This window comes from Chitinophaga sp. 22620 (assembly GCF_052044405.1).
GTDB lineage: Bacteria > Bacteroidota > Bacteroidia > Chitinophagales > Chitinophagaceae > Chitinophaga.
Window position 1 is genome coordinate 1,311,511 of sequence record NZ_JBQEMV010000002.1, and the last position, 17,606, is coordinate 1,329,116.

The window sequence follows — 17,606 nt, forward strand, 5'->3', positions numbered from 1 at the left end:
TAAACAGGAAAATTGAAGATCGCAACATACAATGTCAACGGCATCAATGGCCGCCTGCCGGTGCTGCTGCGCTGGCTCAAAGAAGCGAAGCCCGATGTGGTATGCCTGCAGGAGCTGAAAGCGCCGCAGGAAAAATTCCCGGAAAAAAGCATACAGGAAGCTGGGTACAGCGCCATCTGGCACGGGCAAAAAAGCTGGAACGGCGTGGCCATCCTGTCCGCCAAAGGAAAGATACAGGAAGTGAGGAGAACATTGCCCGGCGGCGCGGAAGATACCCACAGCCGTTATATCGAGGCGGTCGTAAACGGAATGCTGATCGCCTGCCTCTACCTGCCGAACGGTAACCCGTATCCCGGCGTCAAATTCGATTACAAGCTGGATTGGTTCAAACGCCTGCATTCGCATTCAAAAACGCTGCTCCGGCAGGAAGTGCCTGTTGTGCTCTGCGGGGATTATAACGTAATGCCAACTGAGCTGGACGTTTACAAGCCTGAAAAATATATCAACGACGCCCTGTTCCGCAAAGAAGTACGGGCAGCCTGGCAGCGGCTCGTAAAGCTGGGCTGGACGGACGCGCTGCGCCACCTGTACCCCAATGAGCGCATCTACACTTTCTGGGATTACCTCCGCAATGCCTGGGGCCGCGATGCGGGCCTGCGCCTGGATCATTTTCTTTTAAACCCGGAGGCGGAAGGCCGCCTCCGGAATGCCGGTGTAGATAAACATGTACGCGGATGGGAAAAATCCAGCGATCATGCCCCGGTATGGATCAGCTTGTCTGAATAACCTCAATGGCCCTTAATGTACCGGTTGTTTGTGGATCGGAACCCTTCCGGAGCCGGGCGCGCTTCTTGTCAGCATTACCGCGCCGAGCTCGGCAATACCCAGGATAAAGTGGGGCTGCCACACAAATTCCGAGAAGCTGAACAACCAGGGCGATGCCGCCAGCAGCATGCCGCTCAGCCCATCCAGTATCAGATGCATTTTCATGGGAATAACGCGGGCGAGGCCCAGTTCATAATCCGTCAGTAAACTATAGATGATCGTGGCGGACCCCAGTACAACCGGTACCCAGGTTTCTGCGCCGCCCCTGTAAAAACCGAACAACCATGGTGAAACGATCAATAGCAGACCCATGATGTAATCAAGGTAACCATGGGCTTTTGTTCCTATGATTTTCATGACCGTAGGTTTTGATGAATTAATATACGTACATAAGGTGTGCCAGCAAACAACCGTATATCCTGTACCAGCCCCGTTTTATGGAAATGCTGCCCGTTTCTCGTTCTTTTTTTACTTTTACCGCTGTATTGCATAGCCAAGGAGGCCATACTAAACCGATTTTGCCAGCCGGATCACCATACGACGAGAATGAACTGCTTACGCGCATTGCGGAGCGCGATCCCGCTGTTTACCCTTACCTGCACGACACTTATTATAATTCCCTGATCTATTTTTCCCTCAGCATCATAGATGATCAGCAGCAGGCGGAAGATATTGCAGTCGATTCCCTCGTAAAGCTCTGGCAGGCGCCCGCCCGTTTTGAATCTGCGGGCAAGTTGAGGAGCTACCTTTTCACCCTTGTGCGCAACGCCAGCCTGAACCATCTCAAGCACCTGCGGGTACGCGGGCGCAGCGAGCAGGAGCTTTCCGGACCGGAAGCCATGATAGACGGCCGTCTTGAAGCACTGATGGCCGAAACCGACCTGATGCGCCTGGTGTACGAAGAAGTTGCCCGCCTCCCGGAAGGCTACCGGCAGGTGGTTGAACTGCTCTACCTGGAAGACCTTTCTTCAGCCGAAGCCGCTGCCCGCCTGGGCATCAGCATGGAAAACCTCCGGCAGCGGAAAGGCAGGGCTATTAAAGAACTGAAAACCGCGCTCCTGCGCAAAGGGCTCAGTGAAATCCTGTTTTCCATGTTATTTTTTTAAAAAATCTGTCACGCTTTCTTCCTTTCAGTTGTTTTACTGAAAATGACCTATGGCCAAGGAGGAATTCCCCGCTTTTAATACTGAACCTGATCCGGTAGTGCCCCTGCTGCAAAAGCTGCTGGAAGGGGAACCTTTGTCCGGCGAGGAGATGCAGCTGCTGGAAGCGTGGAAAGGCCGGTCTGAGGCCAACCAGGCGCTTGCGGCGCGGCTGGGCGAGCCGGAGGTGGTGAAGGAAATGCTCCGCAAATGGCATGGCATCGAAAAGAACAGCGGGCAGAACAAGCTCCGCGGCATGAGCCGTGTGAGCGAACTGGCAGGCGCCGCCGCCAGGCCGGTGCACCGGGTTCATTTTTTACGCAGCAGGTTTTTCCGCTATGCGGCGGCAGTCCTCATTTTGCTGGGCGCCGGCGCGTACTTCATTACATTAAAAACCAGTAACCATCCGCTGGCCGGCGGCAGCAAACCCCTGGAGGCGATCGCCCCGGGGCGCGAAGGCGCCGTACTCACGCTGGCGGATGGTTCCCAGGTAGTGCTGGACAGCCTGGCGAACGGCGTAGTGGCCAGCCAGGGCGGCGCACAGGTACTCTTGCAGAACGGGCAGCTGGCCTACGACCCTTCCGGGAACGCGGGCGAAGCGGCGTGGAATACGGTGAGTACGCCCAAAGGCCGGCAGTTCAGGCTGCAGCTGCCTGACGGCAGCAAAATATGGCTCAATGCGGCGAGCTCCGTGAAATACCCCACCGCTTTCACCGGCGGCGAACGAAGGGTGGAGCTGGAAGGGGAGGCTTATTTTGAAGTGACGAAGAATGCAGAGCAGCCTTTTAAGATAAGCCTGCGTAATGCCGCGGAGGTGGAAGTACTGGGCACGAGCTTCAACATAAATGCTTATCACAACGAATCCGCGATCAAAACCACGCTGCTGGACGGCGCGGTGAAAATGAACGCATTCAGCCGCACGCAGTTGCTGAAGCCCGGTCAGCAGGCTGTGGTAAAGCCTTCCAACGAGCAGCTGGAACTGGTACGCAGCGCGGACCTGGATAAAGTAATGGCCTGGAAGAACGGCCTGTTCAACTTCGACGATGCCAGCCTGGAAGAAGTGATGCGGCAGCTGGAACGCTGGTACGATATTGAAGTGGTATACACGAAAGGCATACCCGCCGCGCGTTTCGGCGGCGAGATCAATAAGCAGAACACATTGCAGGATGTTTTGCAGATCCTGGAAAAATCAAACGTGCATTTCAGGCTGGAAGAAGGCCGCAGGCTGATAGTAGTACCATAACGATCACAAAATCACCATCCGCTTGTTCTATTAAGAACAGCGGGACATATAAGGCATACGACAGGATTTAAACATACATAGGACTGAGAACAGCATCTGTAACAGGTTATGCACCGGGCTGGCTATTATTTACCGCTATACCAATCACTTCGTAAAAAACTAAAAGAGACTATTACAATGGGGACAAACAGGTAAAACATGGGAATGCCCGTAAAAAAGCCGAAGGTGCTACCAACACCTCCGGCGGATGGCCGGGCTGAAACCCAAAAACAATTTTCTTTCGAGGATAACCGCTTTTTTATCAACCCAAACCAGGTGTTAAGTTATGGATTTTACAGCTTATCCCAAGCCGTATGTTGCTGCCATGCATTTTGAGCGGCCGCCGGCACAGGGGAAATCAACCAAATCGCTGCCCGCGGGGGCCGGGAGCAATGTACGAGGCCGCCGCAGATATGCAGCATCAATTGTTCTTGCAATGAAACTGACAATTGTATTCCTTACCGCTGCGCTGATGCACGTGCAGGCCGCTGTTACGGCACAGACCATTTCACTGTCCGCCCGGAACATGCCGGTAAAGCAGGTTTTCCAGACCATCCGGCAGCAAACCGGTTATGTGATCTTTTACAACCAGGACATGCTGGCCGGGGCAAAGCCCGTTTCGCTGGATGCGAAAGCCATGCCGCTGAGCGCGCTGCTGGACGCGGTGGCCAAAGACCAGCCTTTCCGCTTCGAGATCAAGGAAAACACGAAAACGATCGTGATCGCGCCGAAGCCGGCAACACCGGGTCTGTCCGTCACTGCCGTACCCGTTGAAGAACTCGCCGCGCTGCCCGTTTCCGGGCGGGTGACGGACAGTACGGAAGGCACGCCGATGCCAGGCGCTTCCATCAGCATTCGCGGAAAACAGAAAAACGTGGTGACGGACGCCAACGGCCGCTTCCAGATAGATGCGGAGCCCGGCGATGTGCTGCAGATCACGTATGTGGGTTACAAAACCGTTGTGTATACGGTGAAGAACGATAAGCCCATTCACATTTCCCTGGCGCCCACAGTGTCCACCATCAACAACGTGGTGGTAACGGGCATCTTCAACAAAGCAAAGGAAAGTTATACCGGCGCGGCCAGGCTCATCACGGAAAAGGAACTGCAACGCTTCCAGGGCCGCAATATATTCGTAACGATCGGCAACATCGATCCTTCTTTTTACCTGGTGCCCAACAACAGCTTCGGGTCCAACCCGAACCGCCTGCCGGATATCCAGCTGCGCGGCACCCGCAACCTTCCCAATATCGACCAGCTCACGGACAATACCGCCGCGGCCCTCAATACGCCGCTCATTATCCTGGATGGTTTCCCCATCACGCTGGAACGCATGATGGACCTCAACAACAACGAGATCGCATCCATTACCCTGCTCAAAGACGGCTCTGCTACCGCATTATACGGCTCGCAGGGTGCGAACGGGGTAGTGGTGATCACCACCAAAGCGCCGGTGCCGGGGAAGCTCCGGCTTACCTACCGGGCCGGCCTCAACCTGAGCATTCCCGACCTCAGCAGCTACAACCTGCTGGACGCGCGTGAAAAGCTGGAGCTGGAGCGAATTTCAGGCTATTACGTAAGCGCCACCAAAGACGCGGCGGCCAACATCAGGATGCAGCAATATTACAACGAGGTGCTCGGCGTCATCGAAAGCGGCGTGAATACGGACTGGATGCGCAAGCCGCTCCGCACGCAAACAGACCAGAACCACTCCCTGCGGCTGGAAGGCGGCGACAATGCCTTCCGCTATTCATTGCAGGGCCAGTATAATAACATCAACGGCGTGATGAAAAACTCCGGCCGCGATGTGATCAATGGCACGGTAGACCTTTCCTACCAGCTGAAAAGGCTCAACTTCCGCAACACCCTGATGGTAGGCAGCAGCAAAAGCGAAGAATCGCCCTGGGGCTCCTTCGGCGATTACGTAAAGCTGAACCCTTACTGGAGCCCGTACGACGCGCAGGGGCACATCGTGCAGTCGTTCACCCCCTACAACTACGACTACTGGGTACAGGGCGACGGGCGCAGCAGGCCCTACGCGAACCCGATGTACGACGCAACGCTGAACACCTATAACAAAAGCGATTATACTTCGATCATCAATAACTTCCAGGTAGACTGGTCGCCGGTAGACCACCTGCGGATAAACGGCGGCCTGAGCATCAACGCCAAACGCAGCGCCGGCGATATTTTCAAACCGGCTTCCCATTCGGCCTTTGCCAACTACACGGAAGAAGATATTTTCCGCAAAGGCAGCTATGACTATTCCAGCGGTAAAGACTTCAGCTGGACCGGCCGTTTGCAGGCAAATTATTCCAATATCTTCGCGGACGTGCATAGCATCAGCGCAGGTATCAGCATGGATGCGAGTGAAAGCAGGGTAACGAGCTACACTTTTTCCGCGGAAGGTTTCCCCGATGAAAGCATCGACTTCCTGGGCATGGCCCTTCAATACAAGCAGAACGGCGCCCCCGCCGGATTTGAAGCCACCACAAGAAGGGTAGGGCTCGTAAGCTCGCTTACCTATACTTATGATGAACGTTATTCCGCCGAAGCCAACTATCGCGTGGACGGCGCTTCGCAGTTCGGTACAGACAGGCGGTTCGCGCCTTTCTGGTCCGTAGGCGCGGGCTGGAACCTTCACCACGAAGAAGTGATCCGCGAAAAACTGCCCTTTGTGGACCGCCTCCGGCTGAAAGGAAGCTACGGCGTAACGGGCAACCAGGCTTTCGCAGCCTACCAGCCGCTGGCTACCTATACCTATTACATGAACAACCGGTACAAGAACTGGGTAGGCGCTTACCAGACCGCGCTCGGCAACCCGAACCTGCAATGGCAGCGGACCAATAAAGTGAACGTTGGCTTCGAGTCCGAACTGTTCCGCGGCCGGGTAATACTGAACGGTAACTACTTCAAAGAAAAGACCTCCAACCTGCTCAGCTCACTGGAACTGCCTTACTCCAACGGTTTTACCAGCTACGTGCAGAACACCGGCGGCATGGAGCTGACCGGCTTCGAGCTGACGGCTACTGTGATGATCATCAACAACAACACGGAACGCATCAACTGGTCTGTTACCGGCAACATGGCGCACAGCCAGGATAAGACCACGCAGCTGTCTGAAGCCATGAAAGCCGCCAACGAAAAGCTGGCACTGCTGCCGCCGGGCAACTACCCGAATAAGATCATCCTCGAAGGCGCTTCGCAGGATGCGATCTATGCGGTGCGTTCCATGGGCATAGACCCCAGCACCGGCCGCGAGCTGTTCATGAACCGCAACGGCGAGGTGACCTATACCTGGAATGCGGCAGACAGGGTGATCGTAGGCCAGGCCAGGCCGAAATACATCGGCAACGTGAGCACCCTGTTCCGTTACAAGGCTGTTACCTTCAACGCTTCCTTCGCTTACCGCTTCGGCGGCCAGCTGTATAACCAGACGCTGATAGATAAGATCGAAAATGCAGACAGGTTCTTCAACGTAGATTCACGCGTGTTCTACGATCGCTGGAAACAGCCCGGTGACAGGACCTTCTTCAGAGGGCTCAACGAAGTGACGGATGTATATCCCTCATCGCGTTTCGTGCAGGACGAAGCAACTTTCCTGTGCCAGAACATGAACCTCGCCTACGACCTTACCGGCCAGCGCTGGCTGGACCGCCTGGGCCTGCAGTCGCTGACCCTTACGGCAAATACCGGGGAGTTATTCTATATCTCCAGCATCCGCCAGGAACGCGGGCTTGATTATCCGTTCACCCGGCAGTTCAGCATGACCCTGTTCGCCACTTTTTAATCCGCAACAACATGAAGAAAATAACGCTCAATACGATATTACTCGGCGTCCTGCTATTCAGCAGCTGCAACAAGTGGCTGGATGTGAAGCCCGCGGCGCAGGTTACCAAAGATGAGATGTTCTCCACCCAGAAAGGCTTCCGTGATGCGCTTACCGGCGCATACATCCGCATGAAAAGCGGCAACGTTTACGGCGGCAATATGATGTGGGGAAATATCGAATACATGGCCCGCAACTGGGATGTGTCCAACGCCCAGTTCACCGGCCTCACCAACCTGGCCAACGCCAATTATTCGGATGCGGTAGTGAAAGAATGGCTGGCCGCTACCTATGCCGATGAATACAAAATAGTGGCCGATGTGAACAGCATCCTGCAGAACATTGACCGGCAGAAAGCCCTGTTCACGGGAGACAACTACCGGCTGATCAAAGGAGAAGCCCTGGCGCTGCGTGCTTTCGCGCATTTCGATGTGCTGCGCATGTTCGGCCCGATGCCTGACAACCCTGGCACGGTGGGCGTATTGCCTTATGTAAAAGAAGTATCCAAAGAGATCGTGACGCCCGTACCTTTCCGGGAATTTGCGCAGCAGGTGCTGGCAGACCTCGATGAAGCGGAAACATTACTGAAAGAGGTGGATCCTTTCCTGCAATATTCCATGACGGAACTGAACCCGCCGGCGAACTCCACCGCCATACCGGTGGTGGCGGACAACTTTTATATGTACCGCCAGGTGCGCATGAATTATTATGCCGTGCTGGCCCTGAAAGCGAGGGTGTATATGTGGCTGATCCCGCAGGACGACGCCAACCGCGGCAATGCGGTGAAATATGCGAAAATGGTGATAGACGCAAAGGACCGGAACGGCCAGCCCACCTTCAGGCTGGGCCGGGCCAGCGATGTTTCCGCGGGAGACTACACCATGTCGTGCGAGCACATTGCAGCACTGAGCATATTCGACCTGAAAGAGACCGCCAACGGGCTTTTCGGCGAATCGGGCACACTGGTGCGCTACGACTTCAACTTCCAGGACGGGTTCTATTACCTCAACAACCTGTTCCCCGTTACAGAAAGGGTATCAGACATCAGGTGGAACAACATGTGGGTGTATAAACCCGCGCCGGGTGGCGTGCCAAGTTACGTGCTGTATAAAAAGTACATCCAGAAAACATTCCAGCCGGTTCTCCAGGCGCCGTTGCTGCGCCTCAGCGAAATGTACCTCATACTCACGGAATGCGCCCCGGACAAAGCGGAAGCCGAAGGCTACTACGGCGCTTACTGCGCGGAGAAAGGCATTCCCTTCACCAACGGTTTCAACGCAGGCAACTGGGAGGCGGACCGGAAAAACAAGATGATCCGTGAATATGTGCGGGAGTTTTACGCGGAAGGGCAGACCTTTTTCACGTACAAACGTTTTAATCTGGCCACGCTGCCCGCCAGCTGGACAGGCACCTATTACACCGCCACCACGGCCAGGTACATCGTGCCCAAACCGGACCGCGAGATTAATTACCATAACAACTGATCACCGCCATGAAAAGATTCATATGCCGCATAGCAGTCTGCCTGGCCCTCGCCCCCGGCTGCAAAAAAGCGGAAAACCTGATGTACAGCGACATCAACAGGATACAGCTGGCTGATACCTCCGCGCTGAGCGCCACCTTCATTTACGATGGCCCCGCCGTTACGAAAGACACCGTGTATATAGAAGTAAATACCATCGGCAGCCCGGCGGATCATGACCGGCCGGTGACGCTTGTGCAGGTACCCGAATACACCTACACTTTAGTGCGTGACCCGGTTACTAACCAGGTGACAGACACCCTCGTTGAGGAAATGCCTTTCAAAGCCGTTCCCGGCGTGCATTTTATCAGCATAGACGACAAATCGGTGCAGCCGCTGATGGTGGTAAAAGCAGGAGAGGTAAAAGCCAGGCTGCCCATCGTGCTGCTGCGCGATGCGAGCCTGAAAGACAACAGTTACCGCCTGCGCGTGGAGCTGGCGGCCAACGACGCGTTCGGCCTCGGGGAAACAAAAGCCCGCGCCAGAACTGTCATATTCTCCGACAGGCTGGAGCGGTTCTATTCCTGGCGGTTCGACAACGGGACGGCTCCCGCATTTTACACTTTCGGGAAATACAGCACCGGCAAGCACCAGTTCATGATAGACGTGCTCGGCGAAGTGATCGACGAGAACTGGTATAAGGCTGCCCAGGCTGCCGGCGCGCTCACGCACTATGCGAACCTGTTCAAGCAGGAACTGCAGCGCTTCAATGCCGACCCGGCCAATATTGCCAGCGGGAAAGCGCCGGTGCGTGAAACAGGTTCACCCAACAGCGCGGTTGTTTCGTTCCCTTAACCATCAACAATTACTATCATGAAGAAATTATATATCATCGCCGCCGCCCTGCTGGCCATCGTTGCGGGCGCCTGCAATAAAGACAACAGCACCGCCGGCGACCATCCGCTGCCGGAGGTGAAGGTGGCCGGGCTGCAAACCAGCTATTCCGTGTACACCCGGCAGGATATCCTGCGCATCAATCCCGAAGTGCAGGATGAAAGCCGCTACGACTTCTTCTGGACGGCCTTTACCACCAACTTCGTGCAGGGCAACGCGCCAAGGCCCGATACACTGGCCAGGACGAAGAACCTGGAATATGAAGTGATGCTGAATCCCGGCCAGTACATCCTCGTGTTCAACGTGCGGGATAAAAAAACTTCCGTGACCAAGCTCATCAACATGAACATGATCGTGGCCACCCTGAACATGAACGGCTGGTACCTGCTGAAAGAAAATGGCAGCAATACGGATCTTGATTTTATTCATAAAGACGGCCGGATAGACAACTGGATGGCCTTTTACAACAATGGTAAAAGTCTTGAAGGCAAGCCGCTGGAAGCCGTTTTCGCGCCTAACTTCAAGATGTCCGTTGCTTCTACGGAACTCTTTGGCGCGTTGGCGCTGGTGTCCGACAAAGACGCAGCCATTATCAGGGTGGACAATGGAAAGATCATGCGCACCTTCGACGATATGTTCTTCACCAAACCAGCCGTAAAGAAGCCACAGAGTACATTCCAGCCGATGAACTCCTTCAACCTCGGCCTGGTGAACGACGGCAAGTCGTATTGCATGAATAAAGGCGGCCTGTTTGCCGAATGCGCGCCCGTACCATACCAGATATCCCGGATTACGGCGGTAGGCGCCATGGATATTGGTTTTGACGAAAAGACCAAAAGCATATTTTTCTTTAACGGGCTTTATTTTAACAGCCTGCCAACCACCGGGAACGACCTGAAGAACATGAATGCGGACCTCATCTGGATCAATGGCTATGCAGGTTCCCGCAGTGTTGCAATGGCCCTCTTCCGTGATGCCACCGGCGCAGGTACGCTCTTTAAGCTGAACACCTCGTATCCTTCTCTCACGAACGGCTCCGGCAGCGCCCCGCTGGTTACGGCAAAGCAGCCGCTGCCGGTTGCCCATGGCCTGATGAAAGCCAGCGCCATCGGCGGTAATTACGATGCGGATTACATTTATTACGCTGTAGGCAACAATATATACATGACAGACATCGCCGGTTTGCAGGAAAACCTCCAGGTATCGCTGCCCGCGGGGGAGGCCGTTACCTGCATCCAGCATATCAAGTTCCCGCAGCCGGGAACCGGTGTGGTCAATACGCTGGACTTCATTGCCATCGCTTCCTTTTCGAACGGCCGGTACAAAGTATGGCTGCACAAGCCCAGCTCCACCGGTACCATCCAGCCGCTGGCCAAACCTGATTTCGAAGGAGAGGGCCGCGTATCTACGGTGATCTACATGGAGAACGGTTTGGGAAGCCGCGTTTTTTAACATTTAAAAGGTTTGGGATCGCACCCGTTGCCGCTGTACAACAGCCGGTGGGGTGGTTGCATGCCTTCTCAAAAAATAACAACATGAAAAGCTCATTACTACTGGCCCTCGCCTGCAGTTTTTGTACCGGCAGCCTGATGGCGCAAAGCGCTGGTGCAGACACCCTGGCGCTGGCCAAACAAAAGGCGGAACTTAAACAGGCCTTGCAGGAAACCGACGATAAAATGGCCGCCCGGCAGCAGGCATGGCTGGACGCACAGAAAGCAAAAACGAAGTACGATACCATCGGCCTGGCGCAATACCGCGCCGAATGGGCGCTGCTGAAGCAGGAGCGGAAGGCGGAAGAGATCGCGTTCATACAGCGGCACCCGGATTACCTGGTGAGCCTCGATGCCCTGAAAGATGCCATCGGCCCCATTCCTGACGACATCACCAAATACGAACGACTGTTCAGCTCATTGCACAAACCGGTGCGGCAGAGCGAAAACGGAAAAAATATCCGGAAACTCATAGACAACTACATGAAAGTGCGCCTGGGCGCGCAGGCGCCCGCATTTTCCGCGCCGGATACTGCCGGCAACACCGTGCGCCTGGCCGATTACAGGGGGAAATATGTGCTCATCGATTTCTGGGCCAGCTGGTGCGGGCCCTGCCGTGAAGAGAATCCCTTTGTAGTGGCGGCTTACCACCGTTTTAAAGATAAAAGCTTCGACATCCTCTCCGTGTCCCTGGATCAGCCGGGGAAAAAAGCGGAATGGCTGAAAGCGATCCATCACGACGGCCTCGCCTGGAAACATGTGTCCGACCTTCAATACTGGAATAATGCAGTAGCGAAGCTGTACATGATCCGCTCCATTCCGCAGAATTTCCTGGTAGACCCGCGCGGGAAGATCATTGCCAAAGACCTTCGCGGGGAACAGCTGACCAAAACACTGGAAGAAATACTTAAATAACCATGCTTAGAGTTAACATCACTTTATTTGCGCTGCTTGGTCTCGCTGTTGCCGCCCATGCACAAAAAGCCGTTCCCGCGGATACATCTGTCAAAAAAACCGATTCCCTCCCTTCCGTCATCAAACCATACGGGCAGGTGATCACCGCAAAGGCGAAAACATACGCAGGTATGTTCAAGGTTCACCACCTGAACAGCCGGTATTTTTTTGAGATACCGGATTCTATGTACAACCGGGCCATCCTGGTGGTGAACCGCATCGGCCGGTCGGCAGCGGGGCCAAGGCCGCAAATGACGGGTTATGCCGGCGACCAGATCGCGGAGAACGTGATCCATTTCGAAAAAGGGCCGGACGATAAGGTGTTCCTGAAAGTAATGCGCTTCGCCGAACGTTCCGGCGACTCTACGGAGAACGGCCTTTACAGGTCCGTGATCAAGTCGAACCTGGAACCCATTGCCGCCGCATTCCCCGTAAAAGCTTACAACAGAGAAGCGAAAAGCACGGTAATAGATATCACGGATTACCTGAACACGGAGAACGAGATCTTCCATTTCAGCCTGCAAACAAAAGGTGTGCTCAAGATCGGCGGCTTGCAGGCGGACAGGTCGTATATCTCTTCCGTGAAAGCGTTCCCCATGAATATCGAGATCCGTACGGTAAGAAGCTATCTACAGGCGCCCACACAGGGCCCGGCTTCGTCTATCCCGGATACCTATGAGCTGAACAGCTCCATGGTGCTGCTGCCCGAAACGCCCATGCAGCCCCGGTATGCGGATGCAAGGGTAGGTTTCTTCGCGAGAGGTTATGTGGATTTTGATGCGGACCCGCAAGGCGTAAAGGAACAATATATGGTAACCCGCTGGAGGCTGGAGCCGAAAGAAGAAGACATCGAAAGATACAAACGCGGCGAGCTGGTGGAACCTAAAAAGCCCATCATCTATTACATCGATCCCGCAACGCCTAAAAAATGGGTGCCTTACCTTATCGCGGGGGTGAACGACTGGCAGAAGGCCTTCGAGCAGGCTGGCTTCAGGAACGCCATCATGGCGCTGCCCGCCCCTGAAAATGATTCCACCTGGAGCATAGACGATGCACGGCACAACGTGCTCGTGTACAAACCTTCCCAGGTGGCCAATGCCAGCGGTCCCCACGTGCATGACCCGCGCAGCGGCGAGATAATTGAGACGCACATCAACTGGTACCACAACATCATGCAGCTGGTGCATCACTGGTACATGATCCAGGCCGGAGCCACCGATCCGGCCGCCCGCAAAATGGAGTTTGATGAAAAGCTGATGGGCGAGCTGATCCGTTTCGTATCGTCGCACGAAGTGGGCCACACGCTCGGCCTCATGCACAACTTCGGTTCCAGCTCCACCGTGCCGGTGGAAATGCTGCGCAACAAGGCTTATGTGGAAGCCCATGGCCATACGCCTTCCATCATGGACTATGCGCGCTTCAACTACGTGGCGCAGCCGGAAGACGGCATCACGCAGAAAGGCATCTTCCCGAGGATCGGTGAATACGACCGCTGGGCCATTGAATGGGGATACCGCTGGTACCCGCAGTTCAAAACGGCGAAAGACGAAGCGCCCTTCCTCAACAAACAGATCATAGACAGTCTTGCCAAAAACAAGCACCTCTATTTCGGCAACGAGATGAGCTTCACCGATCCCCGCAACCAGAGCGAGGACCTGGGCGATGACGCTGTGCTGGCCGGCAAATACGGTATCAAAAACCTCCAGCGCATCCTGCCGCAGCTCAAAACCTGGACCCGTGAGCCGAATGAAGGATACACCAATCTGAAAGTGATGTACGAAGAGCTGCTGAAACAGTACAGGCTGTATACGGTGCAGGTGATGAAAAGCATTGCAGGCAGCTACGTTACCGCGAAAAGCGTGGAGCAGCCGGGTAATATATTCGAACCAGTGGAATACCGGCGGCAGAAAGATGCGATGAAATTCCTGAACGACTATGTTTTCACTACGCCCGCCTGGCTCATCAACGACGAGCTCACCGCTTTAACCGGCACCGATCCCGGTTTGCACATCAGCGTAGCCCAGTTCAATATCCTGATGAAATTGCAGGGCTCAGGCACATTGCTGACCCTGCTGAAGGCAACGGAGCAGAACAAGGGAATGAAGACCTATAAGGCCGAAGAGTTCCTTGAGGACCTGAAACGCGGCGTATGGGGCGAGCTGTATACGGGCAAGCCGATGGACATTTACCGCCGCGGCCTGCAAAAGCTGTATATAGACAATGCATTCAAAGCCTTTAAACCGGTGAATGAGATCGTAGGCAGGAATAATGGTAACGGGACGATCTTTTACATAAACCCCGATCCGACAGCCAACGATGTATCCAGCATCATGCGGGCGCACCTGGTAAGCCTGCGCAGCGATATCCGCAAAGCGGCGACTTCGCAAACGGGCTTATCGAAGTACCACCTGCAGGATATGGAACAAAGGATCAGCAGGGAATTGGAAGGAAAGGATAAATAATGCCGGATTCCCCGTTGTGATGTCCCCTGAAAGAAACCACCGCAAGGTGGTTTTTTTTATGCCTGCTGATGAAATGAAAAGAGAGCGGCAAACGCCGCTCTCTTTTCACCTGGTTGGTTTCGATATGATATTTAGCTGGTTTTTTTCTGCAACATAGATTCGATCATCAGCTCCAGCATTCTTTCATTATCGCCGTGGATCATGAAGTTGGAGTAGATGATCCGGCCGTCCTGGTCTATCAGGTAATTGGTGGGCGCACCGGGCGAAGGCAGGTTGCCTTTGTCGCGCTTTTCATCTTCCGCGAGCGGTGTGAAAGTGTAGCCGCTGCTTTTCAGGAAGGGTATCACATAAGGATCCTGATCGCGTACGATATTGATGCCGAGGTATACCACGTCTTTCCCCCTGAATTTTTTCAGCACGTTCTCGAAGTGCGGGAATTCGCCGCGGCAGGGGCCGCAGCCGGGAAACCAGTAGGTGAGGAGTATCACTTTCCCTTTATAATCGGACAGGGATATTTTGTTTTTGGTGAAATATGCATCCAGCGTGAAAGGAGTGGCCTGTTTGGCTTTCTGCTCACGGAGCGCGCTGAGGTCGCGCTGTATGGCTGCTTCGTTCTTTCCCAGTTTAGCGGCGTAGATGCCGATGGCTTTGCCGATCTCGTCGGAAGGTTTGGCGGACTGGAATTTCAGCAGGCTGTCGTAGGCTTGCTGGGTGCGGCCGGCAGAAGCTTCCAGAGAGGCTTTCAGTAGGGCAAGCTCTTCTGCGACCGCCGCGTCTCGGCGGGTATTGAGGCCGACCAGCAACGCCAGCGCTTTATCAGGCTCGGCCTGCAGGGCTTTCGCTTCTTTGAACTTCTGGGCTACCAGTTGACGGCGTGTCCATTCTTCCTGCCTCGTTTCTTCTGTATTGGGGAGGGTTTTCATTCTTTCTGCGATTTGCAGCGCTTTGTCAATGTCTGTCGGGAAAAGCAGTTCATAGTAGTAGTCCATCCCGTATTTGCTCCAGTCATATTTTTCCGGAGGGAATTCATTGGACATCATTTCAGCGTATTTCATTTTCTTCGCCGGATCCTTCAGCCGGAAGGCCAGCCAGTACAAAGCCTGCGCGGCGCGCGGGCTTTCAGGGAAACGTTTGGTGAGTTCCAGGCTCAGCGCTTCGTATTTAGCGGGATCGGAATCGTCGAATTTCATGGTGTAGTAGAAAGCGTAATTCGGGTCGTCCGGTGCGGCGGCGGTGGCTTTTGCCAGGTATTCGGTGGCCTTGTCGAACTCGCCCCAGCGTTCGGCATCGGAGCTCAGGTTACCCCAGGCGGAAGCCAGCTTAGGATTGCGTTTCACGGCTTCCAGCAGGTAAGTTTTGGCTTTCGGGTCTTCCTGGTTGGCGAGTCTTTCACCGATGGCGGCCGGTATGATGGCCGATTTCGGGTATTGTTTGATCCATGCGTCGTATTGTTTCAATACTTCCGGCGTTGCGCCGCCCGCGGCTTTGATGTAAGCTTTATGCGCTTCCGCGTCTTCCGGTTGCTTGAGCACGGCGGCTTTTGCTTTGCCGATCTCTTCCGGTGAAGCGGGCACGGGCTTCCTGCCCTGGCCCATTGTGTTGAATGCGAGGAGGAAAATACAATATGCGAGTGCGATAATATACTTTTTCATGCGTTGAGTTTTTTTAAGGATGAATTAATTCCAGTCAGGGTTTTGCGCCAGCGGTGTGCCGGAGGGGTATTTGTTGATCTCGGAAAGCGGGATGGGGAAGAGGTACATCTTCGGCTGGAAGAACCTGCTTTCCACCTCAAAACGCGTATAAGTGCGCCCGCCGGGCGTATCCTGGATGTCGGCGCCGAATATCTTTCCACCGATCCGGGCAGCACCCTGGTTCCAGCGCCGTATGTCGAACCAGCGCTGCCCTTCAAAGGCCAGTTCCACGAAACGCTCGTGTTGCAGGCTGGCGAAGGTGAAGCCGGCGGCTCCTATCTCCGGGATGCCCGCACGCGTGCGCAGCTTGTTCACATACTTCCGCGCTTCTTCTGTATCGCCCAGGTTCCATTTTGCTTCTGCATAAATAAGGTAGACCTCCGCAAGACGGATGACTGGGCAGTTCTGGAAATTGGCATTGTTGGCGGTAACCCTGGCGTCGAACTTCGGGTTGAGGAATTTCCGCAGGAAATAGCCGGTGGGCGAAGATCCTGAGCCGGAGGCACGGTTGAATTTGCTGCCTTTTTTCATGTCCACCTTTTCGTTCATCCACTGGTAACCGTCGTGCAGCACGGTGGCGTAAAAGCGCGGGTCGCGGTTCTCGTAGGGTTTGGCGGCGTTGTAAAGCGGGGATTTGTCCCAGCTGAGGCCATCCTTCATTTCAAAAGCATCCACGAGGTTCTGCGTGGGACAGGTAATGGCGCTGGAAAAACCGGTGAAGAAAGGCGAATTCTCGTAGGTATCCAGGTCATGTATCTGCCCGCTGATGCCGCTGGCATATTGTTTATCGAAAATGATCTCGATGTTGTTGTCGTTTTCCGGGTTGAACAACGTGAGGAAATCCGGGAACAGGTCGTACTTTTTACTGTCTATCACGGCAAATGCCGCTTCGGCGGCCTCTGCGTCGCGATGCCGGTTCAGCAGGAAACGGCTTTTCAGCGCCAGCGCGGCCCAGGAGGTGGCGCGGCCCAGGTTGGCGGAGTTATAGGAAGGCGGAAGGAGCTGGGCTGCTTTGTCGAGATCGGCAAGGATGAACTTCACACAATCCTCGTCTTTGGCTCTCTGCACGGTGGTCTCATCTTCCAGGCTCAGCACTTTATCGATGATGGGAAAACGGCCGAAGCGCTCGTAGAGCTGCATATAGGCCAGCGCGCGCAGGAAATACGCTTCGCCGCTCATGCGCTGCTTCAATCCTGCAGACAGCGGGGCATCGGAAACCCTTTCCAGCAGGGTGTTGCATTTGCGCGCCTGGATATAACAGTCGGTCCAGTATTCGCTGTACACATTATCTGAAGGGCCGTACTGCCCTGTGTTGATCTGGTGCGACTGGTGAAAGGTGCGTGCGCTTTCGGCCTCGTCTGTAATGCAGCCCATCAGCCAGTCGCCGCCTTCGTCGTAAGTGGTGAACATGCCGGCATAGATGTTCCCTACATAAAGATTGATCAGGGTGCTGTCTTTCCAGACGTTCTGCTCGTTGTATTTGTCCAGCGGCCCGCGGTCCAGCAGGTCGGTGGAGCAGGAGGCGAATATGGAAACAGCGAGTATGGAGAAGAAAATTTTTCGCATGTAATGTTT

Annotated in this window: 12 protein-coding genes; 9 read left to right on the plus strand and 3 right to left on the minus strand. The window is 54.7% G+C overall.

Annotated elements, in window-relative coordinates:
• The first annotated feature begins 12 nt into the window (after nt 1–12).
• A complete protein-coding gene (xth, locus tag ACTJIK_RS15035; protein ID WP_440647467.1) occupies nt 13–786 on the plus strand; it encodes an exodeoxyribonuclease III in 774 nt (257 codons plus the stop codon).
• Nucleotides 787–798: 12 nt separating this feature from the next.
• Here xth and ACTJIK_RS15040 read toward each other — a convergent pair whose 3' ends face one another.
• Nucleotides 799–1,182 (minus strand): SPW repeat domain-containing protein, encoded by a 384-nt coding sequence (locus ACTJIK_RS15040; RefSeq protein WP_440647469.1) that lies wholly within the window; start codon nt 1,180–1,182, stop codon nt 799–801.
• Between the two features lie 161 nt (nt 1,183–1,343).
• Here ACTJIK_RS15040 and ACTJIK_RS15045 point away from each other — a divergent pair, with 161 nt between their 5' ends.
• The 8 genes from ACTJIK_RS15045 (at nt 1,344) to ACTJIK_RS15080 (ending at nt 14,340) form a co-directional block, all read left to right on the plus strand.
• Nucleotides 1,344–1,931 (plus strand): RNA polymerase sigma factor, encoded by a 588-nt coding sequence (locus tag ACTJIK_RS15045; protein WP_440647471.1) that lies wholly within the window; start codon nt 1,344–1,346, stop codon nt 1,929–1,931.
• A gap of 49 nt (nt 1,932–1,980) precedes the next feature.
• Nucleotides 1,981–3,210, plus strand: coding sequence for a FecR family protein (locus ACTJIK_RS15050; RefSeq protein WP_440647473.1), 1,230 nt, complete (start codon nt 1,981–1,983; stop codon nt 3,208–3,210).
• A gap of 475 nt (nt 3,211–3,685) precedes the next feature.
• Nucleotides 3,686–7,039 carry a SusC/RagA family TonB-linked outer membrane protein gene (locus ACTJIK_RS15055; RefSeq protein WP_440647475.1) on the plus strand — a complete coding sequence of 1,118 codons (3,354 nt, stop codon included), beginning with the start codon at nt 3,686–3,688 and terminating at the stop codon, nt 7,037–7,039.
• An 11-nt stretch (nt 7,040–7,050) separates the two neighbouring features.
• A complete protein-coding gene (locus tag ACTJIK_RS15060) occupies nt 7,051–8,562 on the plus strand; it encodes a RagB/SusD family nutrient uptake outer membrane protein (protein WP_440647477.1) in 1,512 nt (503 codons plus the stop codon).
• An 8-nt stretch (nt 8,563–8,570) separates the two neighbouring features.
• Nucleotides 8,571–9,395, plus strand: coding sequence for a DUF4843 domain-containing protein (locus tag ACTJIK_RS15065; protein WP_440647479.1), 825 nt, complete (start codon nt 8,571–8,573; stop codon nt 9,393–9,395).
• Nucleotides 9,396–9,413: 18 nt separating this feature from the next.
• Nucleotides 9,414–10,886, plus strand: a complete 1,473-nt coding sequence (locus ACTJIK_RS15070) for a PKD-like family lipoprotein (protein ID WP_440647481.1) — start codon at nt 9,414–9,416, stop codon at nt 10,884–10,886.
• 83 nt (nt 10,887–10,969) lie between these two features.
• Nucleotides 10,970–11,839: a peroxiredoxin family protein gene (locus ACTJIK_RS15075; protein ID WP_440647483.1), complete on the plus strand. Its 870-nt coding sequence runs from the start codon at nt 10,970–10,972 to the stop codon at nt 11,837–11,839.
• A 2-nt stretch (nt 11,840–11,841) separates the two neighbouring features.
• Entirely contained in the window at nt 11,842–14,340 is a 2,499-nt protein-coding gene (locus ACTJIK_RS15080) for a zinc-dependent metalloprotease (RefSeq protein ID WP_440647485.1), read from the plus strand.
• Nucleotides 14,341–14,471: 131 nt separating this feature from the next.
• Here ACTJIK_RS15080 and ACTJIK_RS15085 read toward each other — a convergent pair whose 3' ends face one another.
• Both ACTJIK_RS15085 and ACTJIK_RS15090 read right to left on the minus strand, forming a co-directional pair.
• Nucleotides 14,472–15,992, minus strand: coding sequence for a redoxin domain-containing protein (locus ACTJIK_RS15085; RefSeq protein WP_440647487.1), 1,521 nt, complete (start codon nt 15,990–15,992; stop codon nt 14,472–14,474).
• A 24-nt stretch (nt 15,993–16,016) separates the two neighbouring features.
• Entirely contained in the window at nt 16,017–17,597 is a 1,581-nt protein-coding gene (locus ACTJIK_RS15090; protein ID WP_440647489.1) for a RagB/SusD family nutrient uptake outer membrane protein, read from the minus strand.
• Between the last annotated feature and the right edge of the window lie 9 nt (nt 17,598–17,606).